The organism is Piscibacillus salipiscarius JCM 13188, from assembly GCF_001311865.1.
GTDB lineage: Bacteria > Bacillota > Bacilli > Bacillales > Alkalibacillaceae > Piscibacillus > Piscibacillus salipiscarius.
The window spans coordinates 1-15,348 of sequence record NZ_BBCD01000036.1 but is presented as its reverse complement, the minus strand read 5'-3'; the positions used below and the strand labels follow the sequence as shown (position 1 = coordinate 15,348).

Sequence of the window (15,348 nt, the reverse complement as noted above, 5' to 3'; positions counted from 1 at the left end):
CTGATTGATAAATCTAAAAAACTGACCGATAAAACCTTAAAACTGACTGATAGAACGGGCCGATAAATCTCAAAAACAGGCCGTAAAGCCCCTCATTATCAACAAAAAAGCTCCTCACCAACGAGGAGCTTTTCCTATTTTATGAAGGTTGTTCTCCTGAGTCAGGAGATTTCTGATCTAGCCGATCTAATCGTTTCAACAATCCGATGCCGAATTCGCCTTTCATGTCTAAGTTTTCGTTATAGATACTGTTCGTTGCTTCGTAGGCGGATGATCCGTGTTCTGAGAAGTCGAGACCTGCAATTTCATCTTCTCGCGAAACTCTGATTGAACCGGTGCTAGTAATGATGAATAATGCGGCCGCAGTTGTAACAAGTGTCCATAAAATGACGCTGATGACACCGAGCGCTTGAATTCCTAGTAATTCAAAGCTACCTGTATAAAACAGTCCGCCTTCAACCGCAAATAATCCAACAGCGATTGTGCCCCATATTCCGCAAATACCGTGAACGGTAATGGCGCCGACTGGGTCATCAATTTTTAATACGCGATCGAGTAACTGGACTGCTTCGACTAAAATAATACCTGCTATTAAGCCGATGAAAATAGCGCCAATTGGTGTAACGTTTGCTGTACCAGCGGTGATTCCTACAAGCCCAGCGAGTGCACCGTTTAATGTTAGCGTGGCGTCAATTCGATTGAACTTTATGTGTGAGTATAAGGCTGATGCAACGATACCAGCTGATGCAGATAAAAGTGTCGTCGCAATCACTGATGGGATTAATGTAGGATCTGCGGCAAGGGTACTCCCTCCGTTAAATCCGAACCAACCGAACCATAAGATAAATACGCCTAAGGCTCCGATTGGAATATTATGTCCTGGGATCACGTTGACTTTAGTTTTAGCATACTTACCTATACGAGGACCAAGCACTAACACCGTTATTAGTCCACCAACTGCCCCTGTTAAATGAACAACTGATGAACCAGCAAAGTCTACGAAACCAAGTGCAGCTAACCAGCCATCACCCCAAATCCAATGTCCGACGATTGGATAAATGATTCCAGTCATGAAAATAGTAAGGATTAAGTAAGAACTTAATTTGATTCTTTCGGCAACTGCACCTGAAATAATTGTCGCACATGTTGCGGCAAACATAGCTTGAAAGACAAAGAACCCTATTTGATCGGTTTGTCCTGTGAGTAAAAACCCTGATGTGCCAATAAAACCACCAAGCGAATCACCAAACATCAGTCCGAAACCTATTAAAAAGTATAGAACAGATGCTATGGCTATGGTCATCATGTTCTTCATTAGTATGTTCAATGCATTTTTTGAACGAGTAAATCCTGTCTCAACCATCGCAAATCCAGCGTGCATAAAGAATACTAGGAAAGCGCCTAACATCATCCATACCATATCAATTGATGAAATCAATGGGGCGATCTCATTTGATGTTGCAGCAAAAGATACAGTAGGAATTAAACTTAAACCAATTATTAACGATAAAACTTTTTTAACCATTTGTATTCCCCCTTATATTAATGCTTCTTTTCCAAGTTCACCTGTACGAATGCGATATACATTTTCAACAGGTGTGACAAAAATCTTCCCATCACCCACATTACCAGTGGCACAAATGTTTAGAATGGTGTTCACTAGTAAGTCAACTTCATGGTCATCAACGACTAATTCGACTTTTACTTTTGGGTAAAGTTTAATTTCGTATCTTGTTCCTCTAAACATGCCTTCTTGCCCTTTTTGCTGCCCACACCCAGCAACTTCAGAGATTGTCATTCCTTTAACCCCTTTTTGATCAAGTGTGTCTCTAAGGTCTTGGAACTTTTCAGGTCTAATAATCGCTTCAATCTTTTTCAAAAAATCACTCCTTTAAATTTTATTGTTAACTTTCTTAACACTAAATGTAATTATTAATTATAATATGCTTATTTTTGTGAAAAATCAACCTTTTCAACAAAATATGTAAGGAAAGTTAACATAAATGAAAATTAATTTTATAATTGATAGGCAAAAACAGGGGTTGAAGCAGTGAAAGTGAAGGAGGGGGGGTGCTGAAGAACCGACGAATATGGTTTAAAAAAACTGATCGGTAAATCTAGCCCAAGGTTCTAACCAACTCACAAAAAAAGCTCCTCACCTAGAGGAGCTTTACTTCTGATTCGTCATTAAATGATTCTCATAAACGACATCATACAGATCTTTATAAGAAACGTGCTCGTCTTTCAGTTGGGTAGGAGACTCTAAGCCTGCAGCGGCCGCGATGTTAAACAGGCCTTCGCGTACAGAGATCACAAAATTCGTTACCCGATAAGATTTTTCTTCTATATTAAGGGCTTTTTGTAAACTAGGGTCTGTGGTTGCAACACCTACTGGACAGTGGTTCGTGTGGCAGACCTGCGCCATGATGCAGCCAACAGTGACCATGAACGCGCGGGCAACTTGAACGAGGTCGGCACCTAATGCTAAGGCGACAGCTATTCGGTCAGGTGTGAACAGTTTGCCGGATGCAATAATTTTAACTCGGTCGCGGACGCCATGGTCCACTAGGGCTCCGTGCAAGATCGGGATCGCTGATTTGATCGGCAAGCCAACGCTGTCTGCAAGCTCTTGATAAGTAGCGCCCGTTCCGCCTTCACCGCCATCAACGGAAATAAAGTCTGGAGCGTGGCCGGTCTCAGCCATTACCCGCGCTAGTGTGTCGATGTCGCCTTGCTGGCCGACCACAATTTTAATCCCGACTGGTTTGCCGGTTACTTCACGTACACGTTCGACAAATCGAGCATGCCATAGACGTCATCGAACTCTTTAAAACGGTTCGGACTGTCAACGGTTTGGTAAGGCGTAATGTTACGAATCGCTGCAATTTCTTCAGTGACTTTCTCGCCTTCAACGTGTCCACCACGCGTTTTAGCACCTTGAGCCAGCTTCAATTCAAACGCTTTAATTTGTTCAATCCCAGCTTTGTTTTGCAGCTGTTCCCAAGACATTTCGCCTTCTTTTGTTCTGACGCCAAATAGGCCTGGGCCAATTTGCATAATTAAATCGACATTTCCTCTTAAGTGATAATCCGACACGCCTCCTTCACCTGTGTTCATCCAGGTTCCGCCAGCTCTGCCTAGTCCTAAGGATAATGCAGTTACAGCACGGTCGCCAAGTGCGCCATAACTCATGCCAGACATTCCGATGAGTCCTTTAGCGACGAAAGGCTTCGGGCAATTTGGTCCAATAACCACTGAATGCTTTTCATCTAAAAAGTATGGATCAACTTCTTTCTTGATTCGATACTCTTTACGTGAAAAAGGTACTCTTTTTCAATATAATAAGCATAAGTCTTAATCTTTTCTTGCTGATCGATGGCTAATTCTTCTTCTAATTTAGGAAACATCGTGTTTTTTATGTAATAACCAGGTTGATCGAAATCACGCTGCGACCCAAAGCCGACCATTCTCTTTTTATACTTTGCCGGTAACACAATGTTTTGGTAGTCTTTTCGTGAGAAAGGTTTGCCTTCGTTATCCTCTGTAAATAAATACTGTCTTAACTCAGGCCCTATACTTTCAAAAAAGTAGCGCACTCTACCTATTAATGGATAGTTTTTTAACACAGAATGACGTCTTTGATTCCGATCGATAAAATAGCCATAAAGCATAAAAACTCCTGGGATAATTAATAGTAGAAAGATAATAATTAATAAAAATAATGAAGCTAATTCTGTCATTGACTCGCCCCCTAAAAATATATATAATTCAAACGTGAAATTAAATGGAACGCTCTATATCGAATGTCCTATACACAATATACCACAAGCAGACATTTTGAATCATATGGTTCGTAGAGTGAGAGAGGTATTTATATGGATAATTTATTATTTATCTTAATGTTAATCGGAGCACTAGGAGTAAGTTCCCAGTGGCTTGCATGGCGTTTTAGAATGCCAGCCATTGTTGTGATGTCTGTTATGGGCTTACTCGCAGGTCCGATTTTAGGAATCATAAATCCGCAAGAAGATTTGGGCGGAATGTATAGCCCGCTCATTTCAATTGCCGTCGGTATTATATTATTTGAAGGAAGCCTGAATTTAGATTTTCGTGAAATAAAAGGACTTGGAAAACCAATCTTTCGTATCACAACGTTGGGTGCATTTCTTGCCTGGATTTTGGGTTCTTTAGCAGCACATTATATCGCGGACTTATCATGGGCGGTTGCCTTTGTGATTGGTGGTATTCTCATCGTGACTGGCCCAACTGTTATTTTGCCACTTTTAAGGCAGGCAAAATTAAAACCTAGACCAGCAGCTATCCTTAAATGGGAAGGTATTATCGTTGATCCGTTTGGCGCACTCGTTGCCGTGTTTGCATATGAGTTCGTTAAATTTGTAACAATGGATGCCGTCACATTTGCAACGGTTTTAGCTTTCTTAGCTGGTTCATTATTAGCTGCGGTCATTGGTGCCTTTTTCGGGTACGGAATTGGGTGGATGTTCGAAAATGGTTATGTACCAGAATTTTTGAAATCACCCGTCGTATTAGCTAGTGTTGTGATGGCTTTTGCATTAAGTGACACTATAATGCACGAAACGGGATTACTTGCCGTTACGGTCATGGGGATGACCATAGCGAATATGCATATCTCATCTATTGGCGATATGAGGCATTTTAAGGAAAATATATCAATCCTACTCATTTCGATAATTTTCATTATGCTGACAGCTTCGCTTAACCGTGAAACGCTACTATCCATTTTTGATTGGCATATTATCGTCTTTATCTTAATTATGCTTTTTGTCACAAGACCATTAAGTATATTTTTATCGACGATCAAAACGGATCTTCAATTTAAGGAAAAGTTACTCGTTGGCTGGATTGCGCCTCGCGGGATTGTCGCGCTAACTGTTTCAGGGTATTTTGCGGGTGTACTATTAGATGCAGGCTTTGAAGATGCTGAAATCCTAACCTCTCTTACATTCGGACTTGTCTTTGCAACAGTTGTGGTCCATGGGTTTTCACTTAGCTGGGTAGCAAAACATCTTAATTTATCTACAGAAAGTAAGCCGGGTGTATTAATTGTCGGGGCTAGTAAGTTTTCGGTTAATTTAGCCAAAGTTTTAGAGGATCTTAATATACCGGTATTAGTCACAGATTCATCATGGAGTCGCTTATCTCACGCAAGGAGACTTGGCGTCCCTTATGAGCATGGTGAGATTTTGTCCGAACAAACGGACTACCAAATAGACCTTACGCCTTATGAATATATGATAGGTCTTACGGAATATGACTCTTATAATACGCTAGTGAGTTCGACCTTTATGCCTGCATTTGGCAGGGAGCATTTATTCCAGTTACCACTTCAAGTCAATCAAGGAGATCATTTAGAAGATGTGAGCAAACACTTAAGTGGCCGCTTATTATTTGAAGAAAATGCTAACTGGAGCGCATTAAACGATAAAATTAATAAAGGGTTCTTGTTTAAGAGAACGGGGATTACTCAGCAATACACGTACAATCAATTCTTAAAAGATTTAGATTCTGAAAGTGTTTTATTGTTTATATTAAGAAAGTCAGGAAACCTTGATTTCTTCACACCGAATAATGAAGTAAAGCCTGAAGCGGGCGATACGGTTGTTTCGTTACAAAAACCTGTACAAAACTAGAGAATATAAGCCGCTGACATTTATAGTTAGCGGCTTATGAAGTGTTAAGCATTACTTTTTACTTATTTTTAAAAACCATCTTTCACCAATATAAGTTATAATCATAACCACAATGGCTACTAAAACAATAAGGGAATCGGCTTTGATTTTAACCCAGGTAAAGGCTATTAATATAATGGAGTCAAGTACAATGGCTCCTATAACAATGATGCGATTGAAATCAATTTGATCTTTTAACTTCGTAAGTAACCCCCAATGAATGATTAGGTCCATAATCAAATAAAGGAAGACACCTAATGAAGCAATTCTGCTTAAATCAAATAGAACGGTTAAAACCATGGCAATAACAATGGTATAAACCAACGTGTGTCTTTGAATTTTACCTGGCATGCCGAAATGGCTATGTGGAATCAAATCCATATTTGTGAGCATAGCTAGCATCCTTGAAACAGCAAATACACTAGCTATAATCCCAGAAATGGTAGCAATAATAGCTATGATGACAGTGAACCAAACACCTAAATTCCCTAAAGCTGGCTCAGCTGCTGCAGCAAGTGCATAATCCTTCTTCTCTATAATTTTATTTAAAGGTAAATTACTCGATACGGCCCACGCTAATAAAATATAAACGACTAGGCTAATCAAGATCGAAAACATAATGGCTCGTCCAACATTTTTCTTAGGTTTTACAATCTCTTCACCTTGATTCGTAATGGTAGTAAACCCTTTGAAAGATAGAACAGTCAAACCAATTGCCGCAATAAAACCTGCGATACTTGTTTCTGGTGCTTGGCTAGTACTTTCCGCAGGACTAAATGTAAAATTGACGACTACCAAACCCGCACCTGCAAAAATAAGTAATCCAATGATTTTAAGTAGCGAAACGAATGATGTAAAGGTTTGAATGAATTTATTGCCTGAAATATTGACTATAAAAGCAAAAATTAATAGACCAACACCTAAAACAGGAATCCAAAAACTATTGGAATCCACATTAATTAATTGTAAGGTATAGTTTCCAAAAAGTTCTTGCAACTAAACTTTGATTAATGACCATTGAAAAAGCCATGAGTAATGCTGCAAATGCTGTTAAAGTTCCTTTACCATATTCTTTAACTAAGTACATACCGATGCCACCTGCAGAGGGGTAAGTATTACTTAGTTTTATATAAGAGTAAGCACTAAATGCAGTCACAATTCCCCCTAGAATGAAAATAAGTGGAAACCATTTTCCTCCTAGTTCGGCAACTTGACCCAATAGGGCGAAAATCCCGGCACTAATCATAACTCCTGTACCTAAACCGATGGCACCGATTAGGGTAATGCTATTTTTCTTGTATTGAGTCATTTATTCACCTCTTTTTAAATCGTTTTTATAGCTTTTCCCTAAAATTATGCAAAAAATGTGCAGATGGTGGCTTCTCATAATAAGATATGGATAAAATGACTAATATAAAGATTTCGTTTGTTCACATGTTCAATAAATTTTCTGCATAGAAACTTGATAATTCATTGATATGATATCGAGTGATATAGATAGTGGAGGTTACGATGATGAAAAAATAATTATCTTAGTGAGTATGACGTTCTTATTGTTCTTAATTGGATGTTCTAGTTTACAAAGCGATTCATTTGAGAAGGAACTGCAAGGTGACCAATTGACACATGTTCACGGTATGGGTTATGACAAGGATGGTCAATTAAATTTCGGTACGCACGCAGGGCTTAAATATTACAAAGATGGCAAGTGGTTTGAAACCACTAAAAATATCAATGATTATATGGGTTTCAATGTAGTAGATCAAGGGTTTTATACTTCTGGGCATCCAGGTGCTCAATCTGATTTACCGAATCCTATTGGCATTCAGAGAAGTTTAGATGGTGGTAAAACATTAGAAAATGTTGGGTTTGTTGGTGAAGTAGATTTTCACTTGTTGTCCGTTGGGTATGAGAGTCATGACATTTTTTTTTATACAATCCTAAATCTAATTCGACTTTGGATGAAGGGTTATACTTAAGTAATTCTGAAGGTGAAGATTGGAAAAAAGTGAGCAGTTCAAGTATAGACGGTAAATACATAGATTTAGCTGTTCATCCGAATAATTCTAATTTATTAGCGGTCACATCAGTAGGAGGCGTATATTTGTCAGAGGATGGTGGACAAAGCTTCAAGTTATTAACGGAACGAAAACAAGGAATCGGGGTTTATTTTACTGAAAATACTTTATATTATTCCACATTTGATGGTTCACCATCATTGGTCAGTTATGGTCTGAAGAATCAAGAGAAAACGGTTAATAACTTGCCTGAACTAGGTAAGGATGCACCCATGGATATAAGTCAAACCCCAAAATCCTAATGAATTAGCGATCCATACTTACTCCAGTGGAGATGTATATTTAACAAAGGATAGTACTAAAACATGGACATTATTATCCAAGAGTGGTCGTGTTCAATAAATGATGAATAAACTTTCATTCAAGGTAGGAATGTTATTTTTCATATTTATCGTCTTAGTTGAGGTGGCATTATTTTTTATCTTATATACGAACCTAGCTAATAACCAAATTGAAGAAGTTATGGACAGTTTACTTGCTAGAGGAAATACACATCGGGATGTTCTTGAGGATCATTACAATGAGTCGACCATGGAACATGTTGGGATTATGGAGTCTGCATCTGATTTTGTTGTCGTTATCACCGATGAAAATGGACAAGTACTTGTTAATTCCAATCCAATAGAACAAGAAATAAGACAGGTGATTAATAGAGCTGTCAGGACACCGATTGACTCTGGTGGCATGATGATTGAAGATAGATGGAAAACAAAGAAGTATATTGCATCAGACAGTTTAATTGTAATTGATGGTCGAACTAAAGGGCATGTCTTAATGTTTGCAAAGACGAAAAAAGTTAAAGATATGCTTGCAGAGTTAGAGGATCAATTTAAACTGATTGGCTTAATAACATTAATCCTTACAGTTATTACGATTATCATTTTATCTAAGTTCATCACAGCTCCTTTAATCAAAATCAAAGAAGCAACAGAACAAATTGATGAAGATAATAATCAAATAGATTTAGATACAGAAAGGCAGGATGAATTAGGTAGTTTAGCAAGGACTATTACACGGCTCTCTAAAGATTTGGATCAATTAAAGGCTGAACGAAGTGAATTTTTATCTAATATTTCACATGAATTAAGAACTCCTTTAACCTATATTAAAGGGTACGCAGATATTATTAATCGTCCAAGCATAGAAACCGATGAAATCAGCAAATACAGTTCAATTATTAAAGAAGAAGCAGAACAGTTATCGATTTTGATCAAAAATTTATTCGATTTGGCCAAAGTTGATCAGAATAAGTTTGTCATCAATCAAAAATTGGTACCTTTATGTGATATTATTCAGACAGTTATACGTAGATTGAAACCAGCTTTTCTTGATAAAAAGTTGAGGGTAGAGGCTGATTGTCCCAATCACTTAGAAGCTTTTATAGACCCGCCTCGCATTCAGCAAGTGTTAATTAATATATTAGATAATGCAAAAAACATTCCCCTGATGGAAGTAAACTAACTTTAAATGTCACTGAGTCTGAAAATTCAATTACCATTCAGATAACTGATGAAGGTGAAGGTATCCCTAAGGAAGAAATTCCGTATATTTTAATCGTTTATATAGAGTTGAAAAATCACGTTCTAGATCAAGTGGCGGATCGGGTATTGGCTTAACAATAGCAAAGGAAATAGTAGAGTCACATGGTGGCTCAATAGAGGTTGATAGTGAACTAGGCCGTGGAACGACCGTCTTAGTTATCCTTCCGAGGAGTGTTTAAAAATGAAAAAAGTACTAATTGTGGATGACGAAATAAGAATGCTGGATTTAATTGAAGTCTATTTACAGCCACATGGTTATGAATGTATTAAGATATCTCAATCAAGAGACGGTTTAGATATTATTAAGCAAAAGAGATAAATATTGTCATTTTAGACTTAATGATGCCTGAAATGAGTGGGTTTGAATTATGTCAAAAAATAAGATCCTTCTCAAGTGTTCCTATTATTATGTTAACTGCACGGGACCAACAGGAGGACCTTATTAAAGGTTTTAAATTAGGAGCAGACGATTATATTACAAAGCCATTTGATGAATTAGAGCTAGTTGCAAGAATGGAAGCTCTTCTTAGAAGAACACAACCCCAATCAATTGTAGAATCAAATGGTTTAATGTGGAATGAAGATACTTTTGAATTATCGTATAACAATCAAGTAATCAAATTAACTCCAAAAGAATTTAAAATGATTGGATATTTAATAAAAATCCTGGTAAAGTCTATGAACGGGATAAACTAATAGACTTAATTTGGGGTTATGCAACGGATGTTGAGGGGAGAACCGTTGATTCACATATACGTAATATTAGAGATAAAATTAGAAAAGTAGGATTTCCAGTCGACGCTCATTTAGTAACCGTATGGGGGATTGGTTATAAGTGGGTTAATTAGTTTTCAAAAAAAGTAGCAAGAATATGATTTTCTTGCTACTCATGATAAACCTCGCTATAAAATTGATAGGTTTGATATTGAGTCTCTATAGTTGAGTGAGGCACAAACGACCAATTCATAATTGAGATCAGCTCATTATATAATTTCTGAATATGAGCTTGTTGTAAAGCCATATCAGAATGCGCTTTTTTGACGTTTGGATTTTTCATATTTAGTGACGATATATAATTTTGCTCTGACATACACTTAGCTGTATTATGGGCTTCTAACGTTACCCATTTATTTGTATAATCATTTAAAGGCTGAAAATGATGTTGAAATGTTACATCTTCATATGTGGTTAGTGGAGGGACATTCACTGATTGCTTGTTATCAGAATCTATCAACTTTAGCATGACATCAACGTGACTCATCATGATTGAAATTTGTAGTTGTAAGAGTTCTTTTAGTTTTGGAAGTGTTGTGATCGATTCATATAAAATAACTTGTTAATAACCCCTTCATGGGCAGCTAAATGCTCTGCCATTAACCCTAGGTCAACGGACGGTAAATTTTCCAAAATGGCCACCTCTTTTTCTTTATCTTTATGCGGCCAATAAAATTATGTTAAAAGAAGCTGATGAAATATCAGCTTCTTTTAATGGTTTATTTTATCCTTCAAACGCTCGTATTCTTCTTCTGTAATTTCACCTTTAGCAAGTCTTGATTTGAGGATTTCTAATGAATCTTGAGATTGATTAGTTTGCTTGTGATTGTCACTTGGATTTCTAAACATCCATATTAGCACAACAATGATCAATACAATTAATACAATCATGATTAAACTGAAGAAAAAACCACCAAATAGATTTCCTCCCATGTCACCATTCATCATTCCACCATTCATTAGTTTCACTCCTTTTATTATTTTACATATGGCGAGAAGACGCCTTCATAATCAACAATGGTCATCATACCACGGTCTGCATGGTTATTATCGTGACAATGAAATAGCCATTCTCCTTGGTTGCTGGCCTTAAAGTATATTTCATAGGTTTCTCCTGGTTTAACATTTATTAAATCTTTAACCATGGGATCTTTATATACTTTTCCATTTTTAGATACGACTTGAAACCGATGACCGTGTAAATGCATTGGGTGATTTAAACGACCGTTATTTCTAATCTCTACCTTAACAATGTCCCCTTCTTTTACTTTGATTGGCGGTGTGTTAGGGAATACTTGTTCATTAATTTGGAACGTCATTCCTTCACCCATCTCCATTCCCATACTTAAATCCATTTCATAATTAACATCAACGTTGTTAGGAGTATGGTTGAAAATGAGTTCTTTGTTACCAAGTGTTGACCCGTCAACCGTTTTTTCTTTTGTTAATTCACTAGGTTTAACACTTTTGTGATTTTGTTGAGGGTTCGATAGGACCGGTACATGAGAAGTGGTCCCACTTTCCGTTGATGTAAGATTTGTAATCAACCATGGTTCAGACTGATTGTTGGTAAGTTCGACATCGACCCTTTCCCCAGGTGCTACTTCTACAATATTAGTCTTGTTCTTTTCTTCTATTGTTTTGGAAGCATCATATGCGACAACACTAGCAGTTCCATTTGGAAAGGCTAATTTTTGAACTTGGTACCCCGCATTAATGACTCTGATTAATGCCTTTTCATTATTTTTAATAACGATAGGTTTTATTTCGTCTCCAGTTTTTCCATTGACTGAATACGTATCATACATCTCTTTTGTATCAGCTTCACCATCTCCACTCATACTACCCATCATCATACCAGGCATATTTGTGATACTTTCTCGGTTTCCATCTGTAGACCACTCATCTAAAATTAGGATTTGTTCATTGTCATAAGTGTTTTTTTGATCTTGATCTTCTATAACGAGTGAACCATATAGACCTTTATCTACTTGAAGAGAACTTTGTTGATGAGAGTGGTACCAATATGTTCCTGGATGCTTAGCAACAAATTGATAAGTAAATGTTTCACCAGGCTGAACGGCTTCTTGTGTTAAATCAGGTACCCCGTCCATCACATTAGGTAATATCGCGCCATGCCAATGGATTGTAACAGGGACATCTAATTCATTTTTTAAATTAACTTTTAGCACATTTCCTTCTGTTACGCGAAGTGGTTTTCCTGGTACAGTGCCGTTATAAGTCCATGCATTGATCAGTTGACCTTGTCCAAGTGACCATTCAACTTCTTTTGCAGTTAAATTATACTCAGTAAACTGACGGCCATTAAATTCCTCAGTATTATATAAATTTTCGATATTAACTTCACCATGAGAGAGTTCAGGGTTACTAGCGGATTCGTTTTCGAAAACCAGTTATAACTACTATATCCTATAAATAAGAGCAGAATAATTATTAGAGTTCCTATTATTTTTTTCTTCATTGATTTCCCTCCTTCACTTAAGGTTATACCCAGTAAGTATGCAGATTTTGTGCATTTCAGATGAACGATTCCTAACATTGAACAATTTTTTGAATTAAGGATAAATTGTATACTTTTGGAAAAGATAAAAGTCGAAATGACTAAAGGAGGTAGAAGAATGGGAGTATTATCATCATCACCTACAAATATGGATAGTTGTATTGAGTCATGCCTAAAATGTTTAAGGGCCTGCGAAGAATGTTTTACCGCGTGTTTGCAAGATCCAGATGTCCAAGCAAGAGTGAAATGTCTTCAGTCGTTAAATGATTGTGCTGAGATTTGTGGACAAGCAGCCCAATATATGTCTCGTAACAGTTCTTTTGCGATGAATCTTTGTGGTGTATGTGCGCAAGTGTGTGATCAATGTGCAGTGGAATGCGAAAATATGCAGGATGAACATTGTAAAGAGTGTGCCCAAATATGTAGGGAATGTGCTCAGCAGTGTCGAAACATGGCAGGTTAAGAAGACTCTTAGAGGCAGGTTAAAATAACCTGTCTCTTTTTAAATACATTCGTGGTGTTTAAAAAATACATATTAAGTTAATAGGAAATAAAAAAGGAGTGAATGTGATGAGTCAAGACTTCAAACACGACCAGCATAAAAGCCATAAGCAAGAACATCATGATAGTCAAGATCATAACCATCACAACCAACAAGGCGGACATGATGATCATAGCCATCATGAAGATCATGATCACCATGCGCATCATGAACAGATGGTACAAGACTTTAAAAAGAGGTTTTATATCTCATTATTTATTACCATTCCTATATTGATTCTGTCTCCAATGATCCAAAACTTTATTGGAGTGGATTTACGCTTCAATTATGATCAGTATATTTTGTTTGGACTATCTACGTTCATATTTTTCTATGGTGGATGGCCATTTTTAACTGGTGGTATTGATGAGTTAAAAGAGAAAAATCCAGGCATGATGACACTAATTGGCCTAGCAATCGTTGTTGCATATGTATACAGCTCATTAACTGTTTACGGTTTGGAAGGACGAAATTTCTTTTGGGAGCTCGCTACTTTAATAGACATTATGTTACTTGGGCATTGGATTGAAATGCGTTCGATCATGGGAGCTTCAAATGCATTAGAAGAATTAGTAAAATTGATGCCCAATACAGCTCATAAATTAGATGAGAATAATGAAACTGAAGAGATCCCGGTATCGGAATTAGCTGTTAATGATCGTGTGCTAGTTAAGCCTGGAGAAAAAGTACCAGTTGATGGTAGGATCATCGATGGAAATACATCGATTGATGAATCTATGTTAACAGGCGAATCGGTTCCGATAGAAAAACAGAAAGAGGATGAAGTTATTGGGGGTTCGGTTAATAAAGAAGGCTCAATAACGATTGAAGTACAAAAGGTAGGTAACGATTCATATTTAACACAAGTCATTAATCTAGTGAAGGAAGCTCAGGCTTCTAAGTCAAAGGCTCAAGACTTTACCGACCGAGCAGCTAAATGGTTATTTTACATTGCCATTTCTGCTGGGCTGGTTACATTAGCTGTATGGTTAGCATTAGGTTACTCATTTGATGTGGCATTAGAACGTATGGTAACGGTGATGGTTATTACATGCCCGCATGCCTTGGGGTTAGCTTCTCCGTTAGTTGTAGCAGTATCAACAGCACTATCTGCTAAACAAGGCTTATTAATACGCAATCGAGTAAATTTTGAAAATGCTCGTCAAATAGATACGGTTGTTTTTTGATAAAACAGGAACTCTAACCAAAGGGGAATTTGGCGTAACGGATGTTATTCCAAATGATACAAATGAAGACGATTTACTTAAGCTAGCAGCTAGTGTTGAATATAAGTCAGAACATCCTATTGCAAAAGGAATTGTAAATTCAGCAGAAGAGAAGAATCTTACCTTGAAAGACGTACAAGATTTCAACTCTAACACAGGTGAGGGGATAGAAGGTAAAATAGACGGTCAACACATCAAGATTGTTAGTCCTAAATATATAGAAAAGAACAACATAGATATTGACCGTGACACATTTAACCATTTATCAGAACAAGGAAAAACAGTTGTTTTTGTATTATCGAACGAGAAACTATTAGGTATGGTTGCACTTGCAGATATGATTAAGGATGAAGCTAAAGAAGCAGTACAGTTGCTAAAAGATAACGGAATTAAATCAGTTATGTTAACGGGCGATCATCAAAAAGTAGCGGATTGGGTCGCAAAAGAAATTGGTATCGAAGAAGTGCATGCAGAGGTGCTCCCTGACCATAAAGCAGAGCATATTAAAGAAATTCAAAAGAAACAAGCGAAAGTTGCAATGACTGGTGATGGAATTAATGATGCTCCTGCCCTAGCAACAGCTGACCTGGGTATTGCGATTGGAGCAGGGACGGATGTTGCTATGGAAACGGCCGATGTGGTATTAGTGCAAAGTAATCCAAAAGATGTTGTTTCATTAGTTGAATTATCTAGAAAGACTTACCGTAAAATGGTTCAAAATTTATGGTGGGCATCAGGGTACAACATCATTGCTATTCCATTAGCGGCAGGTGTTCTAGCACCAATCGGAATTGTACTAAGTCCTGCTGTTGGAGCGATGCTAATGAGTTTAAGTACGGTTATAGTTGCCATTAACGCAAAATTGTTAAAGGCATAATAAAAAAAAGAGGCTGGGACAAAATATTAATTAATCTAGAAGAAGACGAATATTAGAGGAGAGATCAATCCCTAATATT

At 37.3% G+C, this 15,348-nt stretch carries 13 protein-coding genes and 3 pseudogenes; 8 read left to right on the top strand and 8 right to left on the bottom strand.

Annotated features, from left to right (window positions below; translation table 11 throughout):
- Positions 1–139: 139 nt before the first annotated feature.
- The 3 genes and pseudogenes from JCM13188_RS16555 to JCM13188_RS16545 all read right to left on the bottom strand — a co-directional run bounded on the left by JCM13188_RS16555 (position 140) and on the right by JCM13188_RS16545 (position 3,740).
- Complete coding sequence (locus JCM13188_RS16555) at positions 140–1,525, bottom strand: ammonium transporter (RefSeq protein WP_054754995.1); 1,386 nt, start codon at positions 1,523–1,525, stop codon at positions 140–142.
- Positions 1,526–1,537: 12 nt separating this feature from the next.
- Positions 1,538–1,879, bottom strand: coding sequence for a P-II family nitrogen regulator (locus JCM13188_RS16550; protein ID WP_054754994.1), 342 nt, complete (start codon positions 1,877–1,879; stop codon positions 1,538–1,540).
- 291 nt (positions 1,880–2,170) lie between these two features.
- Positions 2,171–3,740, bottom strand: a pseudogene (locus JCM13188_RS16545) (FMN-binding glutamate synthase family protein).
- A 135-nt stretch (positions 3,741–3,875) separates the two neighbouring features.
- Between JCM13188_RS16545 and JCM13188_RS16540 the strand changes: the two are divergent.
- Positions 3,876–5,672, top strand: coding sequence for a cation:proton antiporter (locus tag JCM13188_RS16540; protein ID WP_054754993.1), 1,797 nt, complete (start codon positions 3,876–3,878; stop codon positions 5,670–5,672).
- A 51-nt stretch (positions 5,673–5,723) separates the two neighbouring features.
- Here JCM13188_RS16540 and JCM13188_RS16535 read toward each other — a convergent pair whose 3' ends face one another.
- Together JCM13188_RS16535 and JCM13188_RS19860 are read right to left on the bottom strand one after the other, a co-directional pair.
- Positions 5,724–6,665 carry an APC family permease gene (locus JCM13188_RS16535; protein WP_279402030.1) on the bottom strand — a complete coding sequence of 314 codons (942 nt, stop codon included), beginning with the start codon at positions 6,663–6,665 and terminating at the stop codon, positions 5,724–5,726.
- A gap of 1 nt (position 6,666) precedes the next feature.
- Positions 6,667–7,020 (bottom strand): APC family permease, encoded by a 354-nt coding sequence (locus JCM13188_RS19860; RefSeq protein ID WP_279402029.1) that lies wholly within the window; start codon positions 7,018–7,020, stop codon positions 6,667–6,669.
- A gap of 169 nt (positions 7,021–7,189) precedes the next feature.
- Between JCM13188_RS19860 and JCM13188_RS16530 the strand changes: the two genes are divergently transcribed.
- From JCM13188_RS16530 to JCM13188_RS16515, 5 genes and pseudogenes are all read left to right on the top strand, one after another.
- The gene (locus tag JCM13188_RS16530) at positions 7,190–7,690 is read left to right on the top strand and encodes a hypothetical protein (protein ID WP_279402028.1); all 501 of its coding nucleotides are present in this window, start codon (positions 7,190–7,192) and stop codon (positions 7,688–7,690) included.
- Positions 7,691–7,719: 29 nt separating this feature from the next.
- A complete protein-coding gene (locus JCM13188_RS16525; protein WP_279402027.1) occupies positions 7,720–8,031 on the top strand; it encodes a beta propeller repeat protein in 312 nt (103 codons plus the stop codon).
- 130 nt (positions 8,032–8,161) lie between these two features.
- Positions 8,162–9,250, top strand: coding sequence for a HAMP domain-containing sensor histidine kinase (locus JCM13188_RS16520; RefSeq protein ID WP_279402026.1), 1,089 nt, complete (start codon positions 8,162–8,164; stop codon positions 9,248–9,250).
- 145 nt (positions 9,251–9,395) lie between these two features.
- The gene (locus JCM13188_RS19855; RefSeq protein ID WP_279402033.1) at positions 9,396–9,509 is read left to right on the top strand and encodes an ATP-binding protein; all 114 of its coding nucleotides are present in this window, start codon (positions 9,396–9,398) and stop codon (positions 9,507–9,509) included.
- A 2-nt stretch (positions 9,510–9,511) separates the two neighbouring features.
- Positions 9,512–10,178, top strand: a pseudogene (locus JCM13188_RS16515) (response regulator transcription factor).
- Positions 10,179–10,213: 35 nt separating this feature from the next.
- Here JCM13188_RS16515 and JCM13188_RS16510 read toward each other — a convergent pair.
- The 3 genes from JCM13188_RS16510 to JCM13188_RS16500 form a co-directional block, all read right to left on the bottom strand.
- Positions 10,214–10,573 (bottom strand): hypothetical protein, encoded by a 360-nt coding sequence (locus JCM13188_RS16510; protein WP_279402025.1) that lies wholly within the window; start codon positions 10,571–10,573, stop codon positions 10,214–10,216.
- Positions 10,574–10,815: 242 nt separating this feature from the next.
- Positions 10,816–11,064 (bottom strand): SHOCT domain-containing protein, encoded by a 249-nt coding sequence (locus JCM13188_RS16505; RefSeq protein WP_054754989.1) that lies wholly within the window; start codon positions 11,062–11,064, stop codon positions 10,816–10,818.
- Positions 11,065–11,081: 17 nt separating this feature from the next.
- Complete coding sequence (locus JCM13188_RS16500) at positions 11,082–12,461, bottom strand: multicopper oxidase family protein (protein ID WP_279402032.1); 1,380 nt, start codon at positions 12,459–12,461, stop codon at positions 11,082–11,084.
- A 261-nt stretch (positions 12,462–12,722) separates the two neighbouring features.
- Here JCM13188_RS16500 and JCM13188_RS21550 point away from each other — a divergent pair, with 261 nt between their 5' ends.
- Both JCM13188_RS21550 and JCM13188_RS16485 read left to right on the top strand, forming a co-directional pair.
- Positions 12,723–13,088, top strand: coding sequence for a four-helix bundle copper-binding protein (locus tag JCM13188_RS21550; protein WP_369405113.1), 366 nt, complete (start codon positions 12,723–12,725; stop codon positions 13,086–13,088).
- A 107-nt stretch (positions 13,089–13,195) separates the two neighbouring features.
- Positions 13,196–15,269: pseudogene (locus JCM13188_RS16485) on the top strand (heavy metal translocating P-type ATPase).
- Positions 15,270–15,348: the final 79 nt, after the last annotated feature.